Here is a 26,915-nt window from a genome sequence, read left to right as displayed (position 1 = left end):
CGGAACTTCGGCGGGCCGCCGGGCGTCATGGAGATCATGGACACGACGCCCGGCCCGAACTTCACCGAACCGCCCACCTCCAGGGAGCTGCTCGAGCGGCGCGCCCCGGCCGAGGTGCCGGACGCGGCCGTCCTCGAGAGCGCCCGCGCGCTTGCCGCCGACCCCGGCGGCGAGCGCGCCCACGACGAGGTCTACCGGCTGCTCTCGATGACCCGCTACGTGGCCACCAGGGCGGGTGACGAGGTGGCCCGCGAGGTCGTCGAGGCGCTGTTGGCCGCGGCCCGCGCCGTGGACGGTCCGCCGTGCGGCCACTCCGCACACGCCTATGAGCACGCCCTCGAGACCCTCTCGGACGAGGTCGAGCTGGCCGCCGCTGCGCCGGATCCGGCGCAGGAGGAGTACGGCTGCCCGGACGCCGTCGCGATGTTCGCGCGGATCGCCGCGGAGATCATCGCTCCTGGCACCGTGGAGGGCATCCCGGACCGCTTCCCGGCGTACCACGAGGACGCGATCGGGAACTTCGCGTCGGTGCTGCATCTGTATCCGAACAGCGATGAGCCGCAGTACGACCTCACGACCGGCATCTCCGAGTACCCCACCAAGGGGGAGCTCGCCGGAGACATCGTTCTGATCCGTGCCGCGTGCTGGCATGTCGCGTCGGGGATGATCCGGCAGCGCTGGGTGTTCGACGACACGATCGAGGCACTGGAACGCGTCCTGGCGCGACTGGGCGGGGCATCCTGCGCACACGCCGACGGCGAGCACCCGGAGCTCACGGAGGACGTGGACACCGACGCGGCGACCGGCTACTACCTCCGCACCCCGGGCGGCCGCGCCCGGCTCCAGAAGGAGTACGAGGAGGGTGAGCAGGAGGCCCCGGCGGCCGCCTGGACCTGTCCCGTCCTGCTGCGCGACCTCGCCCGCTCCGCCCACGCCCCTCTCGTCGAGGCGCGCGAGCGGTTCTTCGGAGAGCGGCGTACGGACCACCTGGACGCCGAATACCTGCTCGCGGACGGTGAGTTGGCGATAGCGAAGATCACTGAGCGGCTGGTGGCCACCAAGGGGAACCGGCCGTACGCCGAGGACCTCGCGGTGTGGGCCGCGCGCCGCCGCGCGCAGGGCACCGGCGACGACCGCGAGCGGCTCTTTCTCTTCCTGGCCGCGGCCCGCGGCCTGGACGTCGCCGATTCGGAGCTGCCGCCGGCCGTCTCCCGCGACCTGCGCCCGCTCCTCCAGGAGGTCCTCGCGGCGCCGCTGCCCGTGAGCTGCCCGCACCGGAGCGACCACCCGGGCACCGGCGCAGACCTGGGCGAAGCGGTCGGCGCCCACCTCGCCCACCTCGGTGATCCGCGGACCTTCCCCGCCCCGGAGGGCGCCCGCCCCTTCGATGCCTGGTCCTGTCCCCGTAACCTCGCCCCCGTCGCGGAGAAGTGGCTGGGGTGGGTGGACGAGTGGGACGAGGCGCCCTACTGAGTCGGGGGCGAGGTGGCGCGGGCGCGGCCCCCGGTCAGGCCCCCGCCGCCCGCACCGCCGCCGTCGCCTTGCGGGCCGCCACCAGCACCGGGTCCCAGACCGGGGAGAACGGCGGGGCGTAGCCCAGATCGAGCGCGGTCATCTGCTCCACCGTCATCCCGGCCGTCAGCGCGACCGCCGCGACGTCCACCCGCTTGCCCGCGCCCTCCCGGCCGACGATCTGCGTGCCCAGCAGCCGCCCCGTACGCCGCTCGGCGAGCATCTTGACGTGCATCGGGCGGGTGCCGGGGTAATAGCCGGCGCGGCTGGTGGACTCGACGGTGACGGTGACGAACCGCAGCCCGGCCGCGCGGGCCTGGCGTTCCAGCAGCCCCGTACGGGCGATCTCCAGGTCGCAGACCTTGCTGACGGCCGTACCGACGACACCGGGGAACGTCGCATAGCCGCCGCCCACGTTGGTGCCGATGACCTGGCCGTGCTTGTTGGCATGGGTGCCCAGCGCGATATGGCGTTCGCGCCCGGCGACCAGGTCGAAGACCTCGACGCAGTCGCCGCCCGCCCAGATGTTCTCGTGTCCACGGACCCGCATCGCCAGATCGGTCAGCAGCCCGCCGGAGTCGCCCAGCGGCAGCCCGGCCGCCGCGGCCAGCGACGTCTCGGGGCGTACGCCCATGCCCAGCACCACCACGTCCGCCGGATAGGTGCCGTCCTTCGTGGTGACCGCGCGGGCCCGCCCGTTCGGGGAGGTGCCCCCCTCGCCCGTCAGCACCGCGGTGACCGCCGCGCCGCGCACCGTCTCGATGCCCAGCTCGCACATCGCCTCGTGGACCAGCGCCCCCATGTCCGGGTCGAGGGTGGACATCGGCTGCTCGCGCTGCTCCAGGACCGTGACGTCGTAGCCGCGGTGGACGAGGGCCTCGGCCATCTCGACGCCGATGTAGCCGGCCCCGATGACCACGGCCCGCCGGCCCTCGGCCGCGGCCAAGCTGTCCAGCAGGGCCCGGCCGTCGTCGAGGTTCTGCACGCCGTGCACGCCCGGCGCGTCGATGCCGGGCAGCGGTGGCCGTATCGGCCGCGCGCCGGTCGCCAGGACCAGCTTGTCGAAGCCGGTCCACGACTCCCTGCCGCCGTTCTCCAGATCGCGGGTGCGCACCCGCCCGCCGTCCAGGTCGAGTTCGGTGACCTCGGTGCGCATCCGCAGATCGATGTCCCGGGCGCGGTGCTCCTCGGGCGTACGGGCGATCAGGGCGTCCGGCCCGTCCACCTCGCCGCCCACCCAGTAGGGGATGCCGCAGGCGGAGTACGAGGTGAAGTGGCTGCGCTCGAACGCGGTGATCGTCAGTTCGCCGGGCCGCTTCAGCCGCCGGGCCTGCGACGCGGCGGCCATGCCCGCCGCGTCGCCACCGACGATCACCAGTCGTTCCGCCGCCATGCCGGGTGTCCCTTCGCCGTCCCGGCCGTGTGCCGGTGCCTCACGTTACGTCGCGGGGGGTACCGCTGCCCGGCCGTCGCGCCGCCCGCTCACAGCTTTCCGCGCAGCCGCTCGAAGGCGGTGGGGGACGGGCGACGGGGCAGGAAATCCTTGATCTGCCGGGCGCAGTCGTCGGGGTCGGCGGCGGTCGTGTCGCACTCGATGTCGTAGACCCCGTGCGCATGGACCGCCGCCAGCTGCCGGGCGGCCAGCCCCGCGGGGCGGTTGCCGCGGGCCTGCTCGCGGCGCTGCAGCTCCTGGCGGGAACAGTGCACGCCCACCAGGACGACGTCCTCGGGGGCGAACAGGTCCAGGCAGTCGCGCAGCCGCCAGGGCTCGCTCAGGACATGGTCCACCACGACGTCATTGCCGCCCTCGGCCATCCCGGCGACCGCGCGATGGAAGCCGCGCCAGGTGCGTTCGAGGGTGGTACGGAGCGCTTCGGGCGTCAGCTCCTGCCGGGACCGCATGGCGTGGAAGGCGTCCACGGGCAGGTGGAAGCACGGCGCGTCGAGGGTGCGCAGCAGAGCCTGGGCGATGCTCGACTTCCCTGAACTCGACGTGCCGTTCAGGAAAATGATCAGCCCGCGCGGCGGCGCCGGGGACGGCGACCGCCCCGCGGGAGCGCCGAGTGCTGTGGGGCCGGGCACGCTAACGCTCCAGCACCAGGGCGAGTCCTTGGCCCACGCCGATGCACAGCGCGGCCAGGCCGGTGCCCGAGCCCCGTGCGGCGAGTTGATGGGCCACCGAGCCGGCGAGGCGGGCGCCGGACGCCCCCAGCGGGTGCCCGATGGCGAGGGCGCCGCCGCGGGGGTTCACCACCGAGGGGTCCAGCTCCGGCCACTGGCCGAGGCAGCCCAACGCCTGGGCGGCGAACGCCTCGTTGAGCTCGAAGGCCGACACCTCGCCGAAGCCGCGCCCGGACCGCTCCAGGGCGCGGCGCACCGCCTCCACCGGGCCGAGCCCGAACAGCTGCGGCTCGATACCGGTCACCGCGCTCGCGCCGATCCGGGCCAGCGGCTCGCGGCCGGTGGCCCGCAGGCCCTCCTCGTCGACCAGGAGCAGCGCGGCGGCACCGTCGTTCAGCGGCGAGGAGTTCCCGGCGGTGACCGTGCCGCCGGCCGTGCGGAAGACCGGCTTCAGCTTCGACAGCGACTCCAGTGAGGAGCCCTCCCGGATCGTCTCGTCGCGCTCCAGGTCGGTGCCCGGCAGCGGCACCACCTCGGCGTCGTATCCGCCCTCCCGCCAGGCTCGCGACGCTTTCTGGTGGCTGGCCAGCGCGAACACGTCCTGCTGCTCGCGGGTGATGCCGTGCCGGTCGGCGATCAGCTCGGCGCCCTCGCCCAGCGCCACTGTCCACTCCGGGGCCATCCGCGGATTGACCATCCGCCAGCCCAGCGTCGAGGAGAACAGCTCCTGATGGCCTGCCGGGAAGGCGCGTTCGGGCTTGCGCAGCACGTAGGGCGCTCGGCTCATCGACTCCACGCCGCCCGCCACCACGACGTGCGCGTCGCCGTGCGCGACGGCGCGGGCGCCCTGGATGACCGCCTCCAGGCCGGACCCGCACAGCCGGTTGACGGTCACGCCGGGGACGGTGACCGGCAGCCCGGCCAGCAGCACCGCCATCCGCGCGACGTTGCGGTTGTCCTCGCCCGCGCCGTTCGCGTCGCCGAAGCACACGTCGTCGATGCGTGCCGGGTCGAGGTCGGGGGTGCGGTCCACCAGGGCTCGGACCACATGGGCGGCCAGGTCGTCGGGCCGGACGCCGGCCAGGGCGCCGCCGTACTTGCCGACGGGGGTCCGTACGGCATCGACGATGTAGACATCCCGTAGGCGTGGGTCGGTCATCAGGCGCTGTCCTCGCTGTCCCGGCTCGGCGGTCGGTGGGGCCGGCGCACGACGACCGGTGGAAGATCGTCGCCGCCGGCCCCGAGTCTTTGCCCGCCGGTGCCCGGTGTCAACGGGTTCCCCGGTCACCTTCCGCCGCCGGCTCGGCCTGGGGCGCCGGGCGCGGCGCCTGCGGCGCACCCGCCGACGAGCCCTCGGCCGGGCCGTCCCCGGCGGCCCGCGCCGCCTCGGGGGCGGTGTCCCCGCCGGTCCGCCTGCGGGCCCGCGGGGACACCGGCAGCCGTCCGCGCAGCACCCGCCACAGCCCGTACAGCAGTCCCGCGGTCACCGCGAACGGCAGCAGCGCGCCGATCGCCACCAGCACCCAGCGCACGGCCGTCACAAAGGCGTGCCAGCCACCGGAGAGGGCGTCCGAGAAGGTCGTCGGCCCGTCCTGTGCCGGCTTGTCGGCGACGGCGTCCGGTTGCCGCAGCAGCAGCGTGACGGTGGCCGTGCCGCTCCGCTCCCGCAGCGACTTCAGCTCGGCCTCCAGCGACTCCAGGCTCGCCTGCCGGCTGCTCAGTTCGGACTCCAGGGAGACGATGTCGGAGATCGACGTCGCCTTGTCCATCAGCGCCCGCACCCTGCTGACGCTCGCCCGCTGGCTCTTGATGCGGCTGTCGGTGTCCACCACCCGGTCGGTGACGTCCTTCGCCGAGACCTGGCGCGAGACGAGCCTGCCGAGCCCGGCCAGCCGCGTCAGCACCGCGTCGTACTCCTTCGGCGGCACCCGCAGCACGATCCGCGAGCGGTCGTGACCGCCGGAGTCCCGGTCGCTGCTCTCGTCGGCGGCATAGCCGCCCGCGCCGTCCACCAGGCCGCGTGCCCGGGCCAGGGCGGCCGGTACGTCCTTGGTCTGCACGGTGAGGGTGGCCGTCCGGATGATCTGGTCCGGCACGGACCGTGCCGCCCGGCCGTCCGCGCCCCGGGCCGTGGCCGTCGCCCCGGAGCCGCCCTGCCCGCCGCCGGGGGCCCGGGACGGCGCCGCCGCCTCCTTGCCCGCACTCCGGTCGCTCGCCGAGCTCACCGCGCCGTCCGCGCTGCACCCGGCCACCGCCGGCGACACCGCGAGCAGCACGACCGCAGTCGCCGCCCGGCGCCCCCGCCCACCGGCCCGTGCCCCCCTTCCACTGCGTGCTCCTCGTGCTCCCCGTTCTCCCCGCATGAGTCGCCCGCCCTCCAAGTGGCCTGCCGATGGTGCTTCTTCGACGAGCCGCGCCCTGCCGGGGTTGCCGTCCGCAGATCGCGATCCGGTCACGGCCGCGGTGGCGGGCTCTGAGAGAGTGGAGACATGAGCGCAGCGCACAGCGGTACGGGCCGGGAACCCGGCAGTGTCGGCCACGTCGTCGTCATCGGTGGCGGCATCGCGGGCCTGGCGGCCGCGCACCGTCTGCTCGAAGGCGGCGCCCGGGTGACGGTCCTGGAAGCGGGGGACCGGCTCGGCGGCAAGCTGCGCGCGGGCGAGATCGCGGGCGTCGGGGTCGATCTGGGCGCCGAATCGATGCTGGCCAGGCGGCCGGAGGCGGTCGACCTCGCCCGTGCCGTCGGCATCGGCGACCGACTGCAGCCGCCCACCACCGCCACCGCCTCCCTGTGGACCCGCGGCGCGCTTCGCCCGATGCCCAAGGGACACGTCATGGGCGTGCCCGGGGATCTCACCCCGCTCGCGTCCGCCGGAGTGATCTCCGCGGCGGGGCTCACCCGTGTCGAGGAGGACCTCCGGCTGCCGCGCACCGAGGTCGGCGAGGACGTCGCCGTCGGCGAGTACGTCGCCCGGCGCCTGGGCCGCGAGGTCGTCGACCGGCTCGTCGAACCGCTGTTGGGCGGGGTGTACGCGGGCGACGCCTACCGCATCTCGATGCGGGCCGCCGTCCCCCAGCTCTTCGAGGCCGCCCGCACCGCACGCTCGCTCCTGGAGGGCGTCCGCGCCCTCCAGGAGCGCACGGCCGCCGCCACGCCGGTGGCCGGCCCGGTCTTCATGGGCATCGACGGCGGCATCGGGACGCTGCCGGGCGCGGTCGCCGACGCGGTGCGCGGCGCCGGCGGCGAGATCCTGCACCACTCGCCCGTGCAGGATCTGCGCTGGACCGGTGAGGGCGGCTGGGAGGTCCGCACCGGCGACCGGTCCCTCGGGGCGGACGCGGTGATCATGGCGGCGCCGGCGGACGCCGCGGCCCGCATCCTCCGGCACGGCTGCCCGGCCGCCGCCGCCGAGCTGGACACCGTCGACTACGCCTCGATGGCGCTGGTCACCATGGCCTTCCGCCGCGCCGACCTGGACCACGTACCCACCGGCAGCGGCTTCCTGGTCCCGCCCGTCGACGGCCACCGCATCAAGGCGTCGACCTTCGCCAGCCACAAATGGGGCTGGATCGGCGACGCCGACCCGGACCTCTTCGTGCTGCGCACCTCCCTCGGCCGCTATCAGGACGACGCCGACCTCAAGCGCGACGACTCCGAGCTGGTCGCCCTCTCGCTCGCCGACCTCGGCGAAGCGGTCGGCCTGGCCGCCCGCCCCGTGGCCGCCACGGTCACCCGCTGGTCCGACGGCCTGCCCCAGTACGACGTCGGACACCTGGACCGGGTGGCGCGGATCCGCGCCGCCGTCGCCGGGACGCCGGGACCGCTGCGGGTGTGCGGTGCGGTCTACGACGGCGTCGGCATCCCGGCCTGCATCGGCTCGGCCCGCCGGGCCGCGGACGAGATCCTCGGGACCCTGACGCCGCCCGCCGCCGGCGGCGAGTGAGAATGGACGGCATGACAGACGCTTCGACCCCCGCCACCGCTCCCGACAAGACCCCGAACGCCGGGAAGAAGGCGAAAGACCTCAACGAGGTCATCCGCTACACCCTCTGGTCGGTGTTCAAGCTGCGCGACGTCCTCCCCGAGGACCGTGGCGGCTACGCCGACGAGGTCGAGGAGCTGTTCGCGCAGCTCGCCGCCAAGGACGTCGTGGTGCGCGGCACGTACGACGTGTCCGGGCTGCGCGCGGACGCCGACATCATGATCTGGTGGCACTCGGAGAGCTCGGACGCCCTCCAGGAGGCGTACAACCTCTTCCGCCGTACCCGTCTGGGCCGTGCGCTGGAGCCGGTCTGGTCGAACATGGCGCTGCACCGTCCCGCCGAGTTCAACAAGTCGCACGTCCCGGCCTTCATGGCCGACGAGGAGCCCCGCGCCTATGTGAGCGTCTACCCCTTCGTGCGCTCCTACGAGTGGTACCTCCTCCCCGACGAGGACCGCCGCCGGATGCTCGCCGACCACGGCAAGATGGCCCGCGGCTTCCCGGACGTCCGCGCCAACACCGTGCCGTCCTTCTCGCTCGGCGACTACGAGTGGGTGCTGGCCTTCGAGGCCGATGAGCTCTACCGCATCGTCGACCTGATGCGCCATCTGCGCGGCTCCGAGGCCCGCATGCACGTCCGCGAGGAGGTCCCGTTCTACACGGGGCGGCGCAAGCCGGTCTCCGAGCTGGTCGCCGGTCTCGCCTGACCCGCACCGCGCCGAAACGCCACGGGCCGCCCCTCGGGGCGGCCCGTGCGCGCTCTGCGGCGAGGTCAGTGCGGCTTGCCGGCAGCCTGCTGGTTCGGCACCGTCTGCTGGTTCGGCACCGGCTCGGCGCGCGGCGCGCAGCTCACCGAGTGCGCCGGGGCCTTGCCGTCCAGCAGATACGCCTCGGTGTAGCGGTTCACACACTCGTTGGCGCCCAGCGCGATGCCGTGGGTACCCGCGCCGCGCTCGGTGACCAGCGAGGAGCCGGCCAGCCGCCGGTGCAGCTCCACCGCGCCCGCGTACGGGGTCGCCGCATCGCGCTCGGCCGCCAGCAGCAGCACCGGCGGCAGCGCGCCGGGCGCCGTACGGATGTCGAGCGGGCCGCTCCGCCCGAGGGCGCCGTCGGCCGCCGCCATCGCGGTGTCCCGCGAGGCGTCCGTCAATTCCTGCAGGGCACCGATCCCGGCGGCACCCACCCCGGCGGCCGCCCGCTCGGCCGCGGCGGCACCGGCGCCCATCCGCTCGGTCGCCGCATCGAGCTGGGCGGCGGCCGACTCCGCGTGGTCGGGCCAGAAGGCACACGGCAGATTCATCCAGGCGTTGTCCCAGGTCTCGAACGGCGCCGTCCGGGCGACCCTGGTGTTGTCCCGGTCCCAGGTCTGCCAGTCGCGCGGCCAGGGGGCGTCGTTGCACTCGACGGCGGTGTAGACCGCGTTGGTGTTCTCCTCGGCCTTCGCGCTGTCCGCCTTGGGCAGGGTCTGGGTGGCCAGCGCCTTCGTGTCGCCGCGCAGATACGTCGAGAGCGACTGGGCGCTGATCGGCCAGAAGGCGTCGTTGTAGCCGGTCTTCAGGAACGCCGACTGCAGCTGGGCCGGCCCGATCTTCCCGTTGATGGGCTTGCGGCGCACCCGCTCCAGCGCGGTGTCGTACGAGCCCTGCACCGCCTTCGGGGTCGTCCCGAGGTGGTAGGTGGCGTTGTGCGCGGCGACCCAGCGCAGCCAGTCGCCCCAGCGGCGCTCGAAGGCGACGTTCTGGTCCAGGTTGTTGCGGTACCAGACCTGCCGCGGGTCGGGGTTGACGACGCTGTCGAAGACCATCCGGCGGATGTGGCCGGGGAAGAGCGTCGCGTAGACGGCGCCGAAGTACGTCCCGTAGGACGCGCCCATGAACGTCAGTTTCTGCTCGCCCAGCCCGGCCCGCACCATGTCCAGGTCGCGGGCGTTGTTGACCGAGTTGTAGAAGGGCAGGTCGGCTCCGGCGCTGCGGGCGCAGCCCTGCGCGTACGCCCGTGCCTGGGCGACCTTCTGCCGTTTGAACGCCTCGGTGGGGTGGCGCTGGGTGTCGGTGGGCGCCTTGGCGAACTCGGCGGGGTCCTGGCAGGACAGCGGCGCCGAGCGGCCGACGCCGCGCGGCGCGTAGCCGACGAAGTCATAGGCGCGGGCGGTCCGGCGCCACTTGGGCAGTGCGCCGTAGAGCGGGAACTCCATGCTGGTCGCGCCGGGGCCGCCGGGGTTGAAGACCAGGGCGCCCTGCCGCTCCTGGGGCACGGTGGCGCGGATCCGGCTGACGGTGAGGGTGATCTTCTTGCCCTCGGGGCGTGCGTAGTCGAGCGGTACGGCGAGCTTGCCGCACTGCACGGAGGCGGGCAGGTGCTCCACCGGCGCACACCGGCCGAACACGATCCGCTGCGGCACCGGGGCGGGAGGTGCGGCGCGCGGCGCCGTGGCACCGCCCGCCGGGGCGGTGGCGAGGGCCGTCAGGACCAGCGACCCGATGGTGCCGTACAACGCAAGTGTTCTCACGAGCCGTCCCTTCGTGGGGTGCGGGATGCGTGGCGCACGACGAGAGGCTCGGTGCACTAGGCCGCACGGTGTGCATACAAAAGGGATAGTTGGGTCGGGCGTTGCGGATGTAAAGCACCGGACACCGGTGTCGGACGCTATGCCCCGGAAGAGTGGAGAGCGGCCCGCAGGGCCGGATCGGTGAGTGCGACCCGGCCCTGCAGGGCCAGTGCGGTGAGGGCCGGGGACCCCTCCCGGCCGTGCTGCCGCAGCAGTCGCTCGCCCGCCGCAGTGGCCCAGTCGGGGTACGGGTGGACCTCCCACCGCGCCATCGCCCATGTGCCGGCGGTCGCGACCAGCGGCAGCGCGAACCACGCCAGCATCGGCCCGCTCCGGGTGCCGGCGGGTGCCATCCAAACCGCCGCCCCGGCGGTCAGCAGCACCAGCAGTACGGCGGTCCGCACCTGGCGGACGGCGGCGCCGACTCCCGGGCGGCCGTGGGCGGGCAGGGCGAGGCCCGCTGCGACGAGCCCTTCGGCGAGCGCCCGCACCGCGCCGCCGGCGGCCAGAGTGCCGCGTATCGCCGTGATCCGGCGCTGGCCCTCGGGACCGATGGCGGCCAGCACGGCGCGTTCGACGGCGTCCCGACCGATCGGGTCGACGACCGAGGCCCAGCCGGTGTGTGCGAGCAGCAGTTGCTGTTCGCGGGCCATCGACACCAGGGCGACATCCGCGACCCGGCCCGGGCCGCCCGCCAGATAGGCGGTCTCGTACAGGGTGAGCTCCGCGGTCAGCCGGGCGTGCGCGGCAGGCGCCGGATGCGCGGCGGCCAGGGCCGCACGGCAGACACGTGCGCAGGACAGAGCCGCCGCCGCCCAGGCGGAGGCGAGAAAGAGGAGCCACATGGCGGTGGTTCTACTGGACGGGCCGTCGGGGCCGCCACGCAGTTTCTCAGAATCCGGGCAGGCGGCCGGCCGGCGTCAGCTTCCGCCGCCACCGCAGCCGCCGCCGCCCCCGCCCCCGCAGGACGACCCGCCCCCGCACGACGATCCGCCGCCCCCGCAGCTCGAACCGCCGCTCCCGCACGACGAACTGCTGCCGCCGCAGGACGAACTGCCGCAGCCGGACGACGACCCGCCGTCGGAGGAGCCGCACCAGGAGCCGCCGTCGCCGGGCGTCGTCCAGCCGCAGCTGCTTCCGGACGAGGAGGACGAGCCCGCCGGGCCGGCAGGGCCCGCGGAGGCGGACACCATGGAGCGCTGCGCCTCCGCCAGCTGCTCGCGCAGGGCCTCGTCCGCGATCAGCGCGGCGCCGCCGAGCGCCACCACCATGCCCGTGGCCACGGCGGCACCGCCGCTCACGCCGGGGCTGTGGTCCGCCCGCGCGGTCTTCAGGGCGCGGGCGCCCGCCCTGGTGACCCGTCGGCGCAGCGTCTGCCGGCAGGCCGAGGCGACGGCCAGGCCCACGACGATGCCGGGCGCGATGGCGATGACGGTCGGTGCCTCGTATGCGTCGTCCCCGGCGGCCCCCGACAGCGTCAGCACCAGGCCGACGAAGAAGAGCGCCGCGTAGCCCGCCATCTGGAACCCGGCCATCGTGCGCCAGAGCCGGCCGTGCCGCGGATGCCGCATCAGCCCGCGCAGCGCCAGCCGGTCGCCTATTTCCTGCACCGCCGGGCTCTGCATCACGGCGGTGCGGAGCCTGGGCAGCGCCCCGCCGGGCGTCCGGCCCACCGCGTCCAGGACGGCCGCCTCCACCGCGTGGTGGGCGGTGTACTGACGTACGGACACCACTCCGGGACCGCCGACCGCCAGCCGGCCGTCCTCGTGCATCACGGCGAACGCGGTGTCCGCCACCCGGCCCGGCCCACCGGCGAGAAACGCGGTCTCCCACAGGTCGTGGGTCCGCGCGTCCGCCGGCCGGATCCGCGGCGCCGACCGCACGACCACGACCGTCCCGATGACGAGCACCAGTGACGACACCAGGACCGCCAGGTAGACCCCCGTTGTGTACGACATGCTTCCTACCCCCTGTGCAGTGCGCGCCGGACGGCGCGCGCGAGTCGGGCCAGCGGCCCGTCGGACGGTGGCCTGGGTCCCGCGCGATCCCGCCACCACTGGGTCAACCGCCGTCGCGCGTCCGGGTCTTCGGGGAGGTCTTGGGCCAGCAGATGCGCCGCGAAGTCCAGGGCGTCCTGGCGGTAGCCGCCGGTCATGGGGCGGCTGCGCGCGTAGCCGAGGAACGCGGCCCGATAGTTCTCGCCCAGGATCCCGGGCAGCTCGGGCGCGACCTTGGCGACGACGGAGGCCCGCTTCGCGGTCAACGCCCGGCTCTGCACCCCCAGCCGGGTCCGGTCGAAGCCCTCGGGGGGCGGTGTCCCGGCGACCAGGGCCGACAGCAGTGCGGTCTGCGCGAGCGCCAGCCGCTGTCGCGCCGCGTCGGTGCCGGACTCCGCCGCGGCCGTGCCCCGAGCCGTCTCAGGCCGCCGGGACATGACGGGCCTCCTTCAGCACGGTGCGGATCGCGTCCAGCTCGCCGGCCAGTTCCGCGCCCTCGGGGAAGTCCTCGTCGCGCTCCAGCAGCACACCGGGCGGCGTCGTACGGGAGCAGAGCTCGGCGAGGACGTCCAGCACGGGCCGGGTCACCGGATGGGCGTGGCTGTCGTGCCACACCCCGTCCCGCTCCACGCCGCCCGCGACGTGGACGTAGGCGAGCGCGTCGAGCGGCAGTTCGGCCAGCGCGACGGCCGGGTCCTCGCCGCGGTTGATGTGGTTCGTGTGGAGGTTGGCGACATCGATGAGCAGCCGCACCCCCGTCCGCTCCACCAGTTCGGTCAGGAACTGGCCCTCGGTCAGCTCCTCGCCGGGCCAGTTGATGAGCGCGGCGATGTTCTCCAGGGCCAGCGGCACCGGAAGCGCGTCCTGGGCGATCCGGACGTTCTCGCAGAGCACGTCCAGCGCGTCGCGGGTGCGCGGCACCGGGAGCAGATGCCCGGCCTCCATCAGCGGTGAGGCGGTCAGCGGGCCGCCGGCCCGGACGAACGCGATGTGCTCGGTGACCAGCGGCGCCCCCAGCGCCTCGGCGCGCTCGGCCAGGGCGGTCAGCCGGCCCGCATCCGGCCGGTCCGCGCCGCCGAGGCCGAGCGAGACGCCGTGCGGCACGACGGTCGTGCCGCGCTCGCGCAACTCCTGCAGGGCCGGCGGAAGATGGCCGGGGCAGATGTTCTCGGCCACGACCTCCACCCAGTCGACACCGGGCAGCCGGGCGATCTCCGCGGCGATTTCCGGCCGCCAGCCGATCCCCGTACCAAGGCGCTCCATGGTTCCCCCTCTCACTCCGTGGTGAGGGTACTCATCGCCACTGACAGCCCGCCGAACCCTGCATCCAGGGTGTTCAGAGGTTCATTTGAGCTTCCTTCGCAGGCGCGCGGGGCCGCGTCCGACCGCCGTCGCCGGGCGCCGTCGCCGGGCGACGGTAGCCGGATCCCATCGCCGCGCACGGCGCGAGCGGCCCGCGGCCGGTGGCCTGTTCCGGCCGCGGGCCCGCCGAACGTCGGCCCTCCGGCGCGCGGGTCAGCCGTCCTGCGGCAGTGCCCGGCGCAGCGCCGGATGGTCGGCGACCACCGTGCACGAACCCGGGGCGATCTCCGTGAACCCGGCGTCGCGGACCACCGGCAGCCCGCTCCGGGTCAGCGCCTCCCAGGCCGCCGGTTCCGGGGACCGTACGGCCAGTGGGAACCCGGCCGCGCGCCAGGCCGCGCGCTCCTCGTCGGGCAGGTCCCACCAGGCCAGCTGCGCGCCGTGCCCGGCCTGCGCCATCTCCTTGCCCGCCGACATCTCCAGTGCGGGGTTGCACCACAGCACCGGCCGGCCCTCCCCGGGTGCGGCCGGCGGCCGGGGGTCGTCCAGTTCGGTGCCCGACACCTGGAGCCGCGCCAGGTCCTTGGGCCAGCCGTCCAGCGGCACCGGCGGGAAGACCCGCACCTCGGCGTGCTCGCCGGTCACGGTGATGCCGGGCAGCGCCTCGGCCCGCCGCCACTCCGCACCGCGTGCCCGGCGTACCACCTTGCGGATGCGGGCGTCCTGCCAGTCCCGTACCGCCTGGGCCCACTCGCCCTCGCCGGCCGCCCGCTCGTCCGACAGCAGCACCAGCACCGCCCGCGCCGCCGTCTCCAGCGCGTCCGTACGTGCCGGCGGCTCGGCCCGCTCGATCCGCGCGACCAGGGGCAGGACGAACTGGGGCGCCGCGTCCCGGTCGGTCTCTTCGTGGCGGAAGGGGCTGGTGGAGCCGGTGGTCTCGGTTCTTGTCACCGGACCAGTCTGCCAGCGCCCCTGAACGGGATACCGATACGGCCTAGCATCCTGACATGAACAGTGACCTCTTCTCCGCGGAGAACATGGCCGAGCAGGCCACGGTGCCCGGCATGACGCAGCAGAACGCAAAGTCGATCAAGTACGCGGTCAACGGCGAGTGTTACGCGCGGCAGGGCGCGATGATCGCCTACCGCGGCAACCTGCAGTTCGAGAAGCACGGCCAGGGGGTCGGCAAGTTCCTCAAGCGTGCCGTCACCGGCGAGGGCCTGGCGCTGATGACCGTACGGGGCCAGGGCGAGGTGTGGTTCGCGCACGAGGCCGCCAACTGCTTCATCATGGACCTCACCGCAGGTGACGGCATCACCGTCAACGGCCGCAACGTCCTGTGCTTCGACCCGTCCCTCTCCTACGAGATCAAGGTCGTCAAGGGCGCCGGCATGATCGGTGGCGGAATCTTCAACTCCGTCTTCACCGGGCAGGGCAGGCTCGGCGTGATGTGCGAGGGCAACCCCATCGTCATACCCGTCTCCGCCCAGGCCCCGGTCTTCGTCGACACCGACGCGGTGGTCGGCTGGAGCAGCGCCCTGCAGACCTCCCTGCACCGCTCGCAGAGCCTCGGGTCGATGATCCGCGGCGGCTCCGGCGAGGCCGTCCAGCTGCGCCTGGACGGCGAGGGGTTCGTGATCGTACGGCCGAGCGAGCTGCGTCCGGAGAAGGCCTCCGGGAACTGACCGGCGGCCGGGGCGGGAAATGCGTGGGCGGGAGCGGGAACCAACCGGGGTACGGGCGCAGTTGGTCCTGTGACGGGCATGGTTTCGGGGGGCGTGGAGAGATGCCGTACGGCATGCGGTTCGACGGGGTGGGGCGGCGCTACGGCGTCCGGGGCCCCTGGGTGCTGCGGGATGTGCAGCTCGACGTGCCGGCCCGCGCCCTGGTGCGCATCGAGGGGGCCAACGGCAGCGGCAAGTCCACCCTGCTGCGCCTGTTCGCGGGCATCGACCGGCCCAGCACCGGGCGCATCACGGGGCGCCCGCGCGCGGCGTATGTGCCCGAGCGGTTCCCGTCGGCGATGCCCTTCACCGCCGTCGGCTACCTCACCCACCTGGGACGCATCCACGGCCTCGGCGGCCCCGAAGCGGCCCGGCGCGCGAGCGCGTGGCTCGACCGCTTCGGGGCCGCAGGGCACGCCGCCACGCCGCTGGCCGAGCTCTCCAAGGGCACCAGCCAGAAGGTCGCGGTCGCCCAGGCGCTGCTCGCCGAGCCCGAACTCCTCGTCCTGGACGAGGCATGGACGGGCCTGGACCAGCAGGCCCGTGACGTCCTCGACCGCGCCGTCGCCGAGCGGCTCGCCGACGGCGGCTGCGTCGTCTTCGTCGACCACGACCCGCGCCGCCTGGCCGGCGCGGCCGACGTCCGCTACCGCGTCGCGGACGGCCGGCTGGTGCCGGAGGAGCGCGACCCGGCGGCGGGCACGGCACCGGCCGCGGGCCCACGGGTGATCATCGAGGCCGAGGGCGCGCCGGGCGGTGTGCCGCGGCCCGGGCCCGGCTCCGCCGCCCCGCAACTGCCCGGCGCGCCGCAGGTTTCGGCCGGCCCCGGCGACACGACTTTGCTGACCGTGCCGGCCGTCCACTCCGACGCCCTGCTGCGGGCCCTGCTCACCGCGCGCCCGCCCTGGCACATCCGCTCGGTCACCACCGCCCCGCCCCCGGGCGCCCCCGGCCCTGACACCGACCACTTCTCCACCGACCACTTCTCCACCGACCACTCCTCCGGCGAGGGACCCCGGCCGTGAACGCTCTCCTCCGCTATCAGGCGGCGCTGCTCATCGGCTCGCACCGCTGGCTGCCGCCGATCATCCTCTACGCGGCGTATCTGGCCGTCTGCATCGAGGCGGGCGGCCCGGTCCTCGACGGGTTCGGCGTCGCCGCGGGCGGGCTGCTGCCCCTCGCCGTGTGGCTGACCCGCATCTGCGTCACCAACGAGCCGCCAGCTGCCCGCAGTTGCTCGGCGGCCGCGGCGGGCCCCGGCCGGGTCCACCTCGCCTGCCTGCTGACGGCGATGTGCTCCGCGCTGCTGCTCGCCCTGCCGGGCACGGCGTTCGTCGCCCTGGTGTCCGCCCCGCGCTCCTCGGACCACCGGGTCGCCGTGCCGCTCCTGCCGGCCACCGTCGCCGGGCTGCTGGCCGCTCTGGCCTGTGTGCTGCTCGGCACCGCGATCGGCGCGGTGTGCAACTGGCCGGTCCTGCGCAGCCCCGGCGCTGCCGTGCCGGCCGGGCTGACCGCCGCGCTGCTGCTGCTCGTGGTGGGCGCCTCGCCCGCCAACGCCGCCGTGACGGGCCTGGTCACCGGCTCCCTGCACGGCACGGTCACCATGCCGTGGCTGCCGCTGGCCGGGACGGTCCCGATAGCGGTGGTGGCGGTCGCGGCCGCCTGCGCACTGAGCTCCCGGCGGACCTGACCTCCCGCCCGGGCGTACGCTCGGTGCCATGCCGGACACCGACCCCGCCCACAGCGACCCAGCGCGCGACGAGCTCGACCACGGCGATTCCGCCGATCCCGGCTACTGCGCCGACCACGGCGATTCCGCCGATCCCGGCTACTGCGCCGCTCCGGGCGCCGCGTTCGGCGGCCCCGCGGGGGGACCGCCGTACGCGGACTGTGTGCAGTGCGGCAGGCCGACCGAGTATCCGGCCGCGCGCCCCGGCATCGTGCTCTGCCCGGTCTGCGAGTGGCAGGAGGCCCAGCGCTCCGCCTGCTCCGGCTGACGCCCGCCGGCCGGCCGGCCACGGCCGCCCCACCCGCGAGCCGGTGATCAGTGCTGCCAGGGCCCCGTCACCGCGAACGTCGTCCCCGGCGTATAGCAGTTGACGTACATCGTCCGGTGGTCGGGCGCGAAGGTCACGCCCGCGAACTCGCCCCACTCCGGCTTGTCCGCGGTGCCGATGTTCTGGCGGCCGCGGGCCATCGCGTACACCTCGCCGCGCCGGGTGAGACCGAAGACGTGCTGGGCGCCCTCGCCGTCCTCGCAGACCATCAGCCCGCCGCTCGGCGCGAGGCAGATGTTGTCCGGTGACTCGCCCGGCAGTTGCAGGTCGGTGTTCGGGCCGAAGACGACGACCAGGCTGAGCCGGCGCAGCTTCGGGTCGTACTTCCACACCTGGCCGTAGTGGTCGGCCGCCGAGCCGTCGTCGCGGTGCGCGAAGCTGGAGACGAAGTAGACGCAGGAGCCGCCCCAGTAGCAGCCCTCCAGCTTCTGGGCGTGGGTGATGCCCTGGGGGCCGAAGTCCTGGAAGCGGATCGGGGTCTTGCGCGCCAGCGGATCGGGGACGTCCACCCAGCTGACGTGGTCGAACACGGCGCCGGGCTGCTGGACCGTGGACAGGTCGGGCACACCGGGGACCCGGAGCGCCTGGAGCCGCCCGCCCGCGCGCAGCGAGCCACGGCCGCCCATCGGCTTCTCGGGCAGAAAGCGGTAGAAGAGGCCGAACGGCTTCTCGAAGGCGTCCTCGGTCTCGTAGACCGCGCCGGTGCCGGGGTCCACCGCGATGGCCTCGTGCTGGAAGCGGCCCATCGCGGTCAGCGGCACGGCGCCGGTGCGGCGGGGGTCGTAGGGGTCGACCTCGAAGATGAAGCCGTGGTCCTTGGTGTAGTTCTCCTCCCCGGCCCGCAGTTCGGTCTCCTCGCACGTCAGCCAGGTGTTCCAAGGGGTATGGCCGCCCGCGCAGTTGGTGGAGGTGCCGGCGATGGCGACCCGCTCGGAGCGCACCCGGTTGTCCCGGTCGAGTTCCAGCGCCGTACAGCCACCCTCACCACCGGGGTCGTATGTCAGGTCGCGGACGTGCGGGACGGCGGAACGGGAGTGCGTACGGTTCTCGTGGTTGCGGACGAGGCAGGTGCCGCCGCGGCGCCCGGGACCGGGGAAGGCGGCCATACCGTCGCAGTTGCTGGGCACCTTGCCCTCACCGGAGGGGAGTGGGTCGCCCTCGCGGGAGAGCACCCGGTAGCGGAACCCCTTGGGGAGGTCGAGCAGGCCGTCGGGGTCGGGGACCAGCGGTCCGTAACCGCTCTGGCCCATGCTCCGGGCGGTCGCGGTCCCCGCGAAGATCTCCGAGAGGCTGCCGGCGAAGGCGATGGATGCCCCCACTGCGCCGGTTCTTGCCAGGATCTGACGTCGTGTCGCGGACATGGGCAACTCCCTGTTGGCGGACAGGTGACGTGACCCGCCGTGTGTACCACGCACCCAGGCCCTGGGGAACCAGCGGCGCGTGCCCGTCGGCAATCCCGCCCGGGCGGGAAGGGCGGCAGCCCCGGCGGCCACGGTCGCGCCGGGGCGGGCGGAGCGGGGGAGAAGGGTCCGCGGCGGCAGCGACGTGCCGCGGACTCAGTGCGCGACCAGCGACCCCGCCTCGCGCGCCAGCGCCGTCAGCCGGGAGATGGCACGGAAGTACTTCTTGCGGTAGCCGCCGCTCAGCATCTCCTCGCTGAACAGCTCGTCGAAGGCCTTGCCGGAGGTCAGCACGGGAACCTCGCGGTCGTAGAGCCGGTCGGCGAGGACCACCAGGCGCAGCGCGGTGGACTGGTCGGGCACCGCCTGGACATCGGTCAGACAGACGGCCTGGATGCCGTCGCACATCGCGCCGTAGCGGCTGGGGTGCACCTTGGAGAGGTGGTCCAGCAGGGTGGGGAAGTCGTCGAGGGAGGCCCCGGGAGTGCGGTAGGCGACCCGGGTGACGGTCTCGTTGTCGTACGGGGCGGGCGCCTCGGGCAGGCCGCGGTGGCGGTAGTCCTCGCCGTCGATGCGCAGCGGGCGGAAGTGCGCGCTCAGGCCCTGGATCTCGCGCAGGAAGTCGGCGGCCGCGAACCGGCCCTCGCCGAGCTTGCCGGGCAGTGTGTTGGAGGAGGCGGCCAGCGCCACGCCGGCGTCCACCAGCTTGCCGAGCAGCGTGGAGACCAGGACCGTGTCACCCGGGTCGTCGAGCTCGAACTCGTCGATGCACAGCAGCTTGTGGTCGCCGAGGGTGCGGACGGTCTGCTGGAAGCCCAGCGCGCCGACGAGGTTCGTCAGCTCGACGAAGGTGCCGAACGCCTTGCGCTCGGGCGGGGCGGAGGTGGCGTGCCACAAAGAGGCGAGCAGGTGCGTCTTGCCGACGCCGTAGCCGCCGTCCAGATAGACGCCGCGCGGACCCGTGGGGGCCGCCGGCTTCCTGGCGAACCAGCGCCGCTTCGTCGTGCCACCGGCGCCCTGGTCGTGGATGCCCGCGGCGAACGCGCTCAGGACCTGGACGGCCTCGGCCTGGCTGGGCCGGTCCGGGTCGGGGAGGTACGTGTCGAAGCGGGCGCCCTGGAAGCGCGGTGGTGGCACCATCTCGGCGACCAGGCGGTCGGCCGGGACGTGCGGTGCGCGTGCGGTGAGCGCGGCGGGCGCCGCGTCGTCACCGGGAGCCGACGCTCCGGCTATCGGGGCGGGCTGGGAGGACGAGGGCTGGGAGGACGACACAACCGTCCAGCCTAGTCGCTCCGCGAGACTCCTCGGCCCCGTGAGCGAGGCATGTCACACTGCCGCCATGCGACGCCTGTATCCACCATTCGCTCAGCAAACCGCACCGCCCGCAGCGCCCGGTGACACCGACAACCCCACGTCGGGGCCGGTGACGGCCGCTGCCGCCGATCGCGAGTGGACGCTGGACGAGCTGGCCGACGCCTATGCGTACCCGGCGACGGACGACCCCGCACGGGTCGGCCGCGCCGGCTGGCTGCGCGCGAACATGGTCTCTTCCCTGGACGGCGCGGCCCATCACGAGGGCCGCTCCCAGCCGCTGTCCGGAGCCGCCGACATGCGGATCTTCGGCGTCCTGCGCGGCCTCGCCGACGCCGTGGTGGCCGGCGCCGAAACGGTGCGGCAGGAGGGCTACCGGCCGGCTCGCGCGCGCGAGGCGTTCGCGGCCCGGCGGGCCGCCGCGGGGCAGGGCCCGGCCCCCGCCATCGCCGTGGTGACCGCCGGCCTCGGGCTTGATTTCACCCTGCCGCTGTTCACCTCGCCGCTGGTACCCACCCTCGTCCTGACCGGTGCGGGTGCCCCGGCGGACCGGGTGAAAGAGGCGCGCGCCGCGGGCGCCGAGGTGCTCTTCGCCGGCGAGGGGCTGGGCGTGGATCCCGCACGGGTGGCCGGCGTGCTCGCCGAGCGGGGGCACACCCGGCTGCTCACCGAGGGCGGGCCGTCGCTCCTGGGGCAGTTCGCGGCGGCCGGGGCGCTGGACGAGATGTGTCTGTCGCTGGCGCCGGTGGTCGCGGTCGGCGGTGCGCCGAGGATCATGAACGGCCCTGCGGTGCCGGTCCCGGAGCGGTTCGCACTGGCGTCCGTTCTGGAGGAGGCCGGGTTCCTGTTCACCCGATACCGTCGGTCCTGACAATGAACGGAATTAGCAGTTCCGCTTAGCTTCCGCTGGGCACACTAAATCCAGACAGGCCCCGTGTGGCGACGGGGCAGGATGGTTTCTGTGGGTCCCGTGCCCTGCGGGCCCGAAGAGGAGAAGGGCGTCCGTCGTGTTCACGAGCGTATTGATGATCGAGAAGCCGCTGGCGCCCGCCGACGTCGAGTTCGTAAGCACCCTGCACGGCGATGAACCGGGGTCGTTCGTCGTCCTGATGCAACCGCGCGGCAAGCAGGACGTGCTGCTGCGCGCGATCGACGACGTCGCGCTGGGGGAGTTCGACGACGCGGTGCGCGAGGGGGAGGAGACCACGGCCGAGCTCCCCGTCGAGCGCGCCCTGACCCACACCCTGGCCTCGCTGCGCGCCACTGGGGCGGAGGCCGTGGGGCAGGTCGTCGAGGAGCATCCGCTCGACCTGCTGCGGTCCATCGTCGACCAGACCCGCGCGGACGAGGTGATCGTGCTGACCGCGCCGCACTTCGTCGAGGAGTTCTTCCACCGGGACTGGGCCTCCCGCGCCCGCCACAAGGTCGGCGTGCCGGTGCTCAAACTCTTCTCCCACGCGCCCGACGAACCACTCCGGGACGACAGTTAGTCGAGGGCGGGCCGCCCAGATCCGACGAGGGGGTCCGCCCGGACGCGAGCGCCCGCCCGGTCACGCCGGGCGGGCGCGGGCACGTCCAGGGCGGTCCTCAGGCCGGCAGCGCGGCGCTCAGCCGCCCGTCCAGCACCTCGGCGATCGCGTCCGCCGCCTCCAGATGCGAACGGTCATGGGTGACCAGCACCGTCGCGGTTGCGCGCTGCCGGGTGAGAGTGGTCAGGAGATCGAGCACCGCGGCACCCCGCTCGTGGTCCAGCGCACTGGTCGGCTCGTCCACCAGCAGCACGGCGGGCTCGTTCATCAGCGCCCGCGCGATGTTGACCCGCTGACGCTGACCGCCCGACAGCTGGTGGGGCCGCCGGCCGGCCTGGTCCGCCAGACCGACCGCCGCCAGCAGCTCCAGCGCGCGCGAGCGGGCCCGGCGCGGTGAGCGGCCGGCCAGGTGGGCCATGACCTGCAACTGCTCGGCGGCCGTCAGGGCCGGCAGCAGGTTCGGCTGCTGGAAGACCGTGCCGATCGTCGTGCGGCGCAGCGCCGTCAGCTCGGCCCTGCTCAGGCCCGTGGTGTCCGTGCCGTCGACCACCACCCGCCCCCGGTCCGGCGTGATCAACGTCGCGGCCACCGCCAGCAGGCTCGACTTGCCGGACCCGGAGGGGCCGATCACCGCGGTCAGCCGCCCGGGCGGCACCTCCAGCGAGACCGTGTCCAGGGCGGTCAGCCGGCCGCCACCGTCGGGGTAGGTGAGGGTGACATCGGTCAGTTCGAGGCTCATCGGGCGCTCCCCAAAGCGGTCAGCGGGTCTACGGACGTGATGCGGCGGATGGACAGCGCGGCACCGACGGCACCCAGCGCGATCATGATCAGGGCCGGGAGCAGCACGGTGGCCGGATCGAGGACGAACGGCACGCCGCCCCCGACGACGGCGCCCACCCCGGCCGCCAGCGCGGTCCCCAGGCCGGTACCGGCGACCAAGAGGACGACGGCCTGGCCGAGCGCGTCCTTCAGCAGTGAGCGGGTCGACGCACCCAGCGCCTTCAGGACCGCGACATCGCCACTGCGCTGGATCGTCCACACCGTGAAGAAGGCGCCGATGACCAGCGCGGATATCGCGAAGAGGAACCCGCGCATCAGCTGGAGGGAGCCGTTCTCGGCGCTGTAGGAGCCGATGGCCGCAAGGGCGTCGCCGGCCGCGACGGTCCTGGTTTCGAGCTGCTCGTCGGCGGCGGCCAGATCGGCCGCGTCGGTGGTGGTCAGGGCCAGTACGGTCGCGCCACCGGAACCGCCGGACAGCCGCCGCCAGTCCGTGAGCGACGTCCAGATCACGGGCGTATGGCTGTACATCGCCGCCCCCGACACCGCCGCCACCTTTACGCGGTGGCCGCCCAGCGTGAGCGACCCGCCGGCGCGCACGCCCAGGGCCTGGGCGGCCTTCTCGGACAACACCACCGCACCGTCCCCGACCGGGGTGCCACCCGGCTCCAGCGGCGACCCGGAGCGCACCCCGAAGGCGGACAACGCCGCGGTCCGGCTCCCGGCCGCGGCCTTCGTCGTGGCGATCCCCAGCGGCTCGGCACCGCGTACGCCCGGCACCCGCGCCCACTCCCGCGCGGTGCGCTCCGGCAGCCGGGAATCGGTGAAGGAGACGGTACTGCCCTCGGGGGGCGCCGAGAACACCAGGTGGTCGGCGGGCAGCGCGGTGATCGCCGAGGTGTTCTCCCGGCCCAGTCCCGCCGTCAGGCCCGACAGCAGGCCCACCAGAACCGTGATCAGCACGATGACGGTGCCCATCAGGGCGAACCGCCCCTTGGCGAACCGCAGGTCTCTCCAGGCGACGAACACAGCCTCTGCCATCCTCGGATCGGGTGCGCCGGACCCGGTGCCCGGCGGCTGGTCCCCACACTCGCCCGCCACCGCGGCCCCCGGCATCGCGCCGGGGAGTGGTCCGCCCGTGTCGAAAGGTGCGCCCTGCGCTCCACCTTTCGGTTGATGCCGCAGGTCGGACCGCTCGTTAGCCTGAAGGAGCCGTGATCGAGAACGCCGGGAGCGCTCACTCCCTCACCCCCGTGCTGCGGGTGCTGCGCACCTGCCTCCACCTGATGGTGGCCGCGCTGCTCGCGCTCGCGTGCGTCCGGGCCGTCGCCGGCCGGGCCCCCGACGCCCCGGCCGTCGTCGCCACCGCCGTCGCCCTCTTCGCCCTCTACGCCGCGGGCCCCTCGCTGCCCCGCATCCGCACCTCCACCGCCGCCGCCGGACTCTGGCTGGGCGCGGTCGCGCTGGTGTGGGTGGTGCTGCTCGCCCTCACCCCGGACGGCGTCTGGCTGGCCTTCCCGCTCTTCTTCGTCCAGCTGCACCTGCTGCCGCTGCGCGCGGCGCTGCCCACCGTCGCCGCCACCACCGTCGTCGCCATCGCCGGATTCGCCTGGCACACCCACACGCTCGGCGTCGGTGTCGTCATCGGTCCCGCGCTCGGCGCGGCCGTAGCGGTCGCCGTCGTCCTCGGCTACGAAGCGCTCTACCGCGAGAGCGAGGCCCGCCGCCGCCTCATCGAGGAGCTCACCGCCGCCCGCAGCGACCTCGCCACCGCCGAACACGCCGCGGGCGTCCTCGCCGAGCGCGAACGGCTGGCCCGCGAGATCCACGACACCCTCGCGCAGGGCCTCTCCAGCATCCAGCTGCTGCTCCGGGCCGCCGAGCGGGCCCTGCCGGAGCGGCCCGGCACGGCCCTCGGCCACGTCCGCCAGGCCCGGGTCGCCGCCGTCGACAACCTCGCCGAGGCCCGCCGCTTCGTCCGCGCCCTCAGCCCGCCCGACCTCGAGGCCGGCTCGCTGCCCGCGGCCCTGGAGCGGCTCTGCGCCACCACCGCCCGCACCTCGGGTCTCGCCGTGCACTGTCACGTCTTCGGCGCCGCCACCGAACTCCCCACCCCGCACGAGGTCGCCCTGCTGCGCATCGCCCAGTCCGCGCTGGCCAACACCGTCCAGCACGCCGCCGCCGACCGCGTCGAGCTGACCCTCAGCTACATGGACACCGAGGTCGCCCTGGACGTCGTCGACGACGGCGCCGGCTTCGTCCCCGCCCGGCTCCCCGCGCCCGGCTCGGCGGCCGCCTCCGGGACCGGGTTCGGGCTGGCGGCCATGCGCGCCCGGGCCCGCGCCCTGCACGGCACCCTCGCCGTCGAGTCCGCCCCCGGCGAAGGCACCGCCGTCGCCGTCACCCTGCCCTGCCCCGCCGCACCGGAGGCCACCCCGTGACCGCCTCGGACTCCCCCGAACTCTCGACCTCGTTCCAGGAGGGTGGGGGCGCCCCCGGCGGTAGCTGGGGGAGCGCCCCCACCATCCGGCTGCTGCTCGCCGACGACCACCCCGTCGTGCGCGCCGGGCTGCGCGCCGTCCTGGAGACCGAACCCGACTTCGAGGTCGTCGCCGACGTCCCCACCGCCGAGGAGGCCGTCGGCCTCGCCGCGCGGCTCGACGTGGACGTGGTCCTCATGGACCTCCAGTTCGGCGGCAAGATGCTCGGCTCCCGGGCCACCGCCGCCATCACCGCCCACGAGGGCGCCCCTCGCGTCCTGGTCCTGACCACGTACGACACCGACGTCGACATCCTCGCCGCCATCGAGGCCGGCGCCACCGGCTACCTCCTGAAGGACGCCCCGCCCGAGGAACTCGCCGCCGCGGTCCGCACCGCCGCCGCCGGGAAGTCCGCGCTCGCGCCCACCATCGCGCTGCGTCTGATGGACCGCATGCGCACCCCCGCCACCGCCCTCTCCCGCCGCGAGACCGAGGTCCTCCAGCTCGTCGCCGACGGTCTGTCGAACGCGCAGATCAGCAAACAGCTCTTCCTGAGCCAGGCGACCGTCAAGTCCCACCTCGTCCACATCTACGCCAAACTGGGAGTCGACTCCCGCACCTCCGCGGTCGCCGCCGCCACCGGGCAGGGCCTGATCCGCCGCTGAGCGACCGCGACGACGCGGACCGGCGGCGCCGGGTGCGAGAATCACCGACAGCACACGAGCACGACCGGCACGACAGCCCGCGACGATTCAGGGAGACCCACCCATGGCACCCGCCATCCCAGCCTCGATGGACCGGCCGCACTTCATCGGTATCGGCGGCGCCGGCATGTCGGGCATCGCCAAGATCCTCGCGCAGCGCGGCGCCCAGGTCGCGGGCAGCGACGCCAAGGACTCCGCGACCGCCCAGGCGCTGCGCGACCTCGGCGCCACCGTCCACATCGGCCACGCCGCCGGCCATCTCGCCGCGGACGCCACCTGCGTCGTCGTCTCCTCCGCGATCCGCCCCGACAACCCCGAGCTGGCCGCCGCCCAGGAGCGCGGCATCCCGGTCGTCCACCGCTCCGACGCCCTCGCGGCCCTGATGGACGGCCTGCGCCCCATCGCCGTGGCGGGCACCCACGGCAAGACGACCACCACCTCGATGTTGGCCGTCTCGCTGACCTCGCTCGGCCTCAAGCCGTCGTACGCCATCGGCGGCGACCTGGACGCCCCCGGCTCCAACGCCGACCACGGCGACGGCGAGATCTTCGTCGCCGAGGCGGACGAGAGCGACCGCAGCTTCCACAAGTACGCGCCCGAGGTCGCCATCGTCCTCAACGTCGAGCTGGACCACCACGCCAACTACGCCTCGATGGACGAGATCTACGAGTCCTTCGAGACCTTCGTCGGCCGTATCCGTCCCGGCGGCACCCTCGTCATCTCCGCCGACCACCCCGGTGCCCGTGAGCTGACCGAGAGGGTCTCCGGCCGCCACGACATCGAGGTCGTCACCTACGGCGAGTCCAAGGATGCCGACGTGCGCATCCTGAAGGTCAATCCCCGCGGCCTGACCAGCGACGTCACCGTCACGCTCACCAGCGGCAAGATCCTCACCTTCACCGTTTCGGTCCCCGGCCGGCACTACGCCGGCAACGCCGTCGCCGCCCTCGCCGCGGGCGTCGCCCTCGACCTGCCGCCGCACAACCTCGCCTCCGCCCTCGGCACCTACACCGGCGTCAAGCGCCGCCTCCAGCTCCAGGGCGAGGCGGCCGGCGTCCAGGTCATCGACTCCTACGCGCACCACCCCACGGAGATGACCGCCGACCTCGAAGCCATCCGGGGCGCCGCGGAGGACGCGCGGGTCCTGGTCGTCTTCCAGCCGCACCTGTTCTCCCGCACCCAGGAGCTCGGCGCGGAGATGGGGCAGGCGCTCGCGCTCGCCGACTCCTCCGTCGTCCTGGACATCTATCCGGCCCGCGAGGACCCGATTCCGGGCGTCACCAGCGCCCTGATCATCGACGCGGCACGCACCGCCGGTGCCGACGTCACCCCCGAGAGCGACCAGTCCGCAGTCCCGGACGTCATCGCAGGAATGGCCAAGCCCGGTGACCTTGTTCTCACCATGGGCGCGGGCGATGTGACCGACCTCGGCCCCGCCATCCTGACCCGCCTGGGCAGCTGAGCTGAGGA

General features: G+C 74.2%; 24 protein-coding genes and 1 pseudogene. 12 read left to right on the top strand and 13 right to left on the bottom strand.

Annotated elements, in window-relative coordinates; translation table 11 throughout:
* Positions 1 to 36 precede the first annotated feature (36 nt).
* Positions 37 to 1,473 (top strand): hypothetical protein, encoded by a 1,437-nt coding sequence (locus tag ACGFML_RS23660; protein WP_393546702.1) that lies wholly within the window; start codon positions 37 to 39, stop codon positions 1,471 to 1,473.
* Between the two features lie 34 nt (positions 1,474 to 1,507).
* On the opposite strand, the gene ACGFML_RS23655 is transcribed toward ACGFML_RS23660, so the two are convergent.
* The 4 genes from ACGFML_RS23655 to ACGFML_RS23640 all read right to left on the bottom strand — a co-directional run bounded on the left by ACGFML_RS23655 (position 1,508) and on the right by ACGFML_RS23640 (position 5,909).
* Positions 1,508 to 2,905, bottom strand: coding sequence for an FAD-dependent oxidoreductase (locus ACGFML_RS23655; RefSeq protein WP_393546700.1), 1,398 nt, complete (start codon positions 2,903 to 2,905; stop codon positions 1,508 to 1,510).
* Positions 2,906 to 2,994: 89 nt separating this feature from the next.
* Positions 2,995 to 3,528: a chloramphenicol phosphotransferase CPT family protein gene (locus ACGFML_RS23650; RefSeq protein WP_393547022.1), complete on the bottom strand. Its 534-nt coding sequence runs from the start codon at positions 3,526 to 3,528 to the stop codon at positions 2,995 to 2,997.
* A gap of 67 nt (positions 3,529 to 3,595) precedes the next feature.
* Complete coding sequence (locus tag ACGFML_RS23645; protein WP_393546699.1) at positions 3,596 to 4,792, bottom strand: thiolase family protein; 1,197 nt, start codon at positions 4,790 to 4,792, stop codon at positions 3,596 to 3,598.
* Positions 4,793 to 4,901: 109 nt separating this feature from the next.
* A complete protein-coding gene (locus ACGFML_RS23640; RefSeq protein ID WP_393546698.1) occupies positions 4,902 to 5,909 on the bottom strand; it encodes a DUF4349 domain-containing protein in 1,008 nt (335 codons plus the stop codon).
* A gap of 213 nt (positions 5,910 to 6,122) precedes the next feature.
* Here ACGFML_RS23640 and hemG point away from each other — a divergent pair, with 213 nt between their 5' ends.
* Complete coding sequence (gene hemG, locus ACGFML_RS23635; RefSeq protein ID WP_393546696.1) at positions 6,123 to 7,577, top strand: protoporphyrinogen oxidase; 1,455 nt, start codon at positions 6,123 to 6,125, stop codon at positions 7,575 to 7,577.
* A gap of 11 nt (positions 7,578 to 7,588) precedes the next feature.
* On the top strand, positions 7,589 to 8,323 hold the full coding sequence (gene hemQ / locus ACGFML_RS23630; protein ID WP_393546694.1) for a hydrogen peroxide-dependent heme synthase: 735 nt from the start codon (positions 7,589 to 7,591) through the stop codon (positions 8,321 to 8,323).
* 65 nt (positions 8,324 to 8,388) lie between these two features.
* Here the strand turns inward: hemQ and ACGFML_RS23625 are convergent, their stop codons facing one another.
* The 5 genes and pseudogenes from ACGFML_RS23625 to ACGFML_RS23605 all read right to left on the bottom strand — a co-directional run bounded on the left by ACGFML_RS23625 (position 8,389) and on the right by ACGFML_RS23605 (position 14,414).
* Positions 8,389 to 10,125: an alpha/beta hydrolase gene (locus tag ACGFML_RS23625; RefSeq protein ID WP_393546692.1), complete on the bottom strand. Its 1,737-nt coding sequence runs from the start codon at positions 10,123 to 10,125 to the stop codon at positions 8,389 to 8,391.
* 137 nt (positions 10,126 to 10,262) lie between these two features.
* On the bottom strand, positions 10,263 to 11,009 hold the full coding sequence (locus tag ACGFML_RS23620) for a TIGR04222 domain-containing membrane protein (RefSeq protein ID WP_393546690.1): 747 nt from the start codon (positions 11,007 to 11,009) through the stop codon (positions 10,263 to 10,265).
* A 75-nt stretch (positions 11,010 to 11,084) separates the two neighbouring features.
* Positions 11,085 to 12,122: a TIGR04222 domain-containing membrane protein gene (locus ACGFML_RS23615; protein WP_393546688.1), complete on the bottom strand. Its 1,038-nt coding sequence runs from the start codon at positions 12,120 to 12,122 to the stop codon at positions 11,085 to 11,087.
* Between the two features lie 5 nt (positions 12,123 to 12,127).
* A pseudogene (locus ACGFML_RS23610) lies at positions 12,128 to 13,424 on the bottom strand (DUF692 domain-containing protein).
* Positions 13,425 to 13,676: 252 nt separating this feature from the next.
* Entirely contained in the window at positions 13,677 to 14,414 is a 738-nt protein-coding gene (locus tag ACGFML_RS23605) for a peptidyl-tRNA hydrolase (RefSeq protein WP_393546686.1), read from the bottom strand.
* Between the two features lie 56 nt (positions 14,415 to 14,470).
* On the opposite strand from ACGFML_RS23605, the gene ACGFML_RS23600 reads away from it, so the two are divergent.
* The 4 genes from ACGFML_RS23600 (at position 14,471) to ACGFML_RS23585 (ending at position 17,184) form a co-directional block, all read left to right on the top strand.
* Entirely contained in the window at positions 14,471 to 15,148 is a 678-nt protein-coding gene (locus ACGFML_RS23600) for an AIM24 family protein (protein ID WP_393546684.1), read from the top strand.
* 113 nt (positions 15,149 to 15,261) lie between these two features.
* Complete coding sequence (locus ACGFML_RS23595) at positions 15,262 to 16,212, top strand: ATP-binding cassette domain-containing protein (protein WP_393547020.1); 951 nt, start codon at positions 15,262 to 15,264, stop codon at positions 16,210 to 16,212.
* A complete protein-coding gene (locus ACGFML_RS23590; protein WP_393546683.1) occupies positions 16,209 to 16,877 on the top strand; it encodes an ABC transporter in 669 nt (222 codons plus the stop codon). The genes ACGFML_RS23595 and ACGFML_RS23590 overlap by 4 nt, the downstream gene beginning before the upstream one ends.
* 28 nt (positions 16,878 to 16,905) lie before the next feature.
* Positions 16,906 to 17,184, top strand: coding sequence for a hypothetical protein (locus ACGFML_RS23585; protein ID WP_393546681.1), 279 nt, complete (start codon positions 16,906 to 16,908; stop codon positions 17,182 to 17,184).
* Positions 17,185 to 17,231: 47 nt separating this feature from the next.
* Here ACGFML_RS23585 and ACGFML_RS23580 read toward each other — a convergent pair whose 3' ends face one another.
* Together ACGFML_RS23580 and zapE are read right to left on the bottom strand one after the other, a co-directional pair.
* On the bottom strand, positions 17,232 to 18,605 hold the full coding sequence (locus ACGFML_RS23580) for an alkaline phosphatase PhoX (protein WP_393546679.1): 1,374 nt from the start codon (positions 18,603 to 18,605) through the stop codon (positions 17,232 to 17,234).
* A 195-nt stretch (positions 18,606 to 18,800) separates the two neighbouring features.
* On the bottom strand, positions 18,801 to 19,916 hold the full coding sequence (gene zapE / locus ACGFML_RS23575; protein WP_393546677.1) for a cell division protein ZapE: 1,116 nt from the start codon (positions 19,914 to 19,916) through the stop codon (positions 18,801 to 18,803).
* Positions 19,917 to 19,983: 67 nt separating this feature from the next.
* Here zapE and ACGFML_RS23570 point away from each other — a divergent pair, with 67 nt between their 5' ends.
* The gene (locus ACGFML_RS23570) at positions 19,984 to 20,826 is read left to right on the top strand and encodes a pyrimidine reductase family protein (RefSeq protein ID WP_393546675.1); all 843 of its coding nucleotides are present in this window, start codon (positions 19,984 to 19,986) and stop codon (positions 20,824 to 20,826) included.
* A 154-nt stretch (positions 20,827 to 20,980) separates the two neighbouring features.
* Entirely contained in the window at positions 20,981 to 21,445 is a 465-nt protein-coding gene (locus ACGFML_RS23565) for an indole-3-glycerol phosphate synthase (protein ID WP_393547018.1), read from the top strand.
* A gap of 97 nt (positions 21,446 to 21,542) precedes the next feature.
* Here ACGFML_RS23565 and ACGFML_RS23560 read toward each other — a convergent pair whose 3' ends face one another.
* Entirely contained in the window at positions 21,543 to 22,223 is a 681-nt protein-coding gene (locus tag ACGFML_RS23560; RefSeq protein ID WP_393546674.1) for an ABC transporter ATP-binding protein, read from the bottom strand.
* Positions 22,220 to 23,290 (bottom strand): ABC transporter permease, encoded by a 1,071-nt coding sequence (locus ACGFML_RS23555; RefSeq protein ID WP_393547016.1) that lies wholly within the window; start codon positions 23,288 to 23,290, stop codon positions 22,220 to 22,222. The genes ACGFML_RS23560 and ACGFML_RS23555 overlap by 4 nt, the downstream gene beginning before the upstream one ends.
* A gap of 257 nt (positions 23,291 to 23,547) precedes the next feature.
* On the opposite strand from ACGFML_RS23555, the gene ACGFML_RS23550 reads away from it, so the two are divergent.
* The 3 genes from ACGFML_RS23550 (at position 23,548) to murC (ending at position 26,907) form a co-directional block, all read left to right on the top strand.
* Positions 23,548 to 24,702: a sensor histidine kinase gene (locus tag ACGFML_RS23550; protein ID WP_393547014.1), complete on the top strand. Its 1,155-nt coding sequence runs from the start codon at positions 23,548 to 23,550 to the stop codon at positions 24,700 to 24,702.
* 83 nt (positions 24,703 to 24,785) lie between these two features.
* Complete coding sequence (locus tag ACGFML_RS23545; protein ID WP_393547012.1) at positions 24,786 to 25,406, top strand: response regulator; 621 nt, start codon at positions 24,786 to 24,788, stop codon at positions 25,404 to 25,406.
* A 103-nt stretch (positions 25,407 to 25,509) separates the two neighbouring features.
* Complete coding sequence (murC, locus tag ACGFML_RS23540; protein WP_393546672.1) at positions 25,510 to 26,907, top strand: UDP-N-acetylmuramate--L-alanine ligase; 1,398 nt, start codon at positions 25,510 to 25,512, stop codon at positions 26,905 to 26,907.
* The last annotated feature ends 8 nt before the right edge of the window (positions 26,908 to 26,915 follow it).

The sequence above is a fragment of the Streptomyces sp. NPDC048650 genome, from assembly GCF_043199095.1.
Taxonomy (GTDB): domain Bacteria; phylum Actinomycetota; class Actinomycetes; order Streptomycetales; family Streptomycetaceae; genus Streptomyces.
Note: the sequence above shows the minus strand (reverse complement) of the source record. Positions and strands in the feature narration are given on the sequence as shown.

Bases quoted from the DNA above. Each gene is read 5' to 3' on its own strand.
- ACGFML_RS23600 (WP_393546684.1), top strand. From the start codon at position 14,471: ATGAACAGTGACCTCTTCTCCGCGGAGAACATGGCCGAGCAGGCCACG.
- ACGFML_RS23585 (WP_393546681.1), top strand. From the start codon at position 16,906: ATGCCGGACACCGACCCCGCCCACAGCGACCCAGCGCGCGACGAGCTC.
- ACGFML_RS23565 (WP_393547018.1), top strand. From the start codon at position 20,981: ATGATCGAGAAGCCGCTGGCGCCCGCCGACGTCGAGTTCGTAAGCACC.
- ACGFML_RS23655 (WP_393546700.1), bottom strand. From the start codon at position 2,905: ATGGCGGCGGAACGACTGGTGATCGTCGGTGGCGACGCGGCGGGCATG.
- ACGFML_RS23550 (WP_393547014.1), top strand. From the start codon at position 23,548: ATGGTGGCCGCGCTGCTCGCGCTCGCGTGCGTCCGGGCCGTCGCCGGC.
- ACGFML_RS23595 (WP_393547020.1), top strand. From the start codon at position 15,262: ATGCGGTTCGACGGGGTGGGGCGGCGCTACGGCGTCCGGGGCCCCTGG.
- hemQ (WP_393546694.1), top strand. From the start codon at position 7,589: ATGACAGACGCTTCGACCCCCGCCACCGCTCCCGACAAGACCCCGAAC.
- ACGFML_RS23580 (WP_393546679.1), bottom strand. From the start codon at position 18,605: ATGTCCGCGACACGACGTCAGATCCTGGCAAGAACCGGCGCAGTGGGG.
- murC (WP_393546672.1), top strand. From the start codon at position 25,510: ATGGCACCCGCCATCCCAGCCTCGATGGACCGGCCGCACTTCATCGGT.
- hemG (WP_393546696.1), top strand. From the start codon at position 6,123: ATGAGCGCAGCGCACAGCGGTACGGGCCGGGAACCCGGCAGTGTCGGC.
- ACGFML_RS23570 (WP_393546675.1), top strand. From the start codon at position 19,984: ATGCGACGCCTGTATCCACCATTCGCTCAGCAAACCGCACCGCCCGCA.
- ACGFML_RS23560 (WP_393546674.1), bottom strand. From the start codon at position 22,223: ATGAGCCTCGAACTGACCGATGTCACCCTCACCTACCCCGACGGTGGC.
- ACGFML_RS23615 (WP_393546688.1), bottom strand. From the start codon at position 12,122: ATGTCGTACACAACGGGGGTCTACCTGGCGGTCCTGGTGTCGTCACTG.
- ACGFML_RS23645 (WP_393546699.1), bottom strand. From the start codon at position 4,792: ATGACCGACCCACGCCTACGGGATGTCTACATCGTCGATGCCGTACGG.
- ACGFML_RS23620 (WP_393546690.1), bottom strand. From the start codon at position 11,009: ATGTGGCTCCTCTTTCTCGCCTCCGCCTGGGCGGCGGCGGCTCTGTCC.
- ACGFML_RS23660 (WP_393546702.1), top strand. From the start codon at position 37: ATGGACACGACGCCCGGCCCGAACTTCACCGAACCGCCCACCTCCAGG.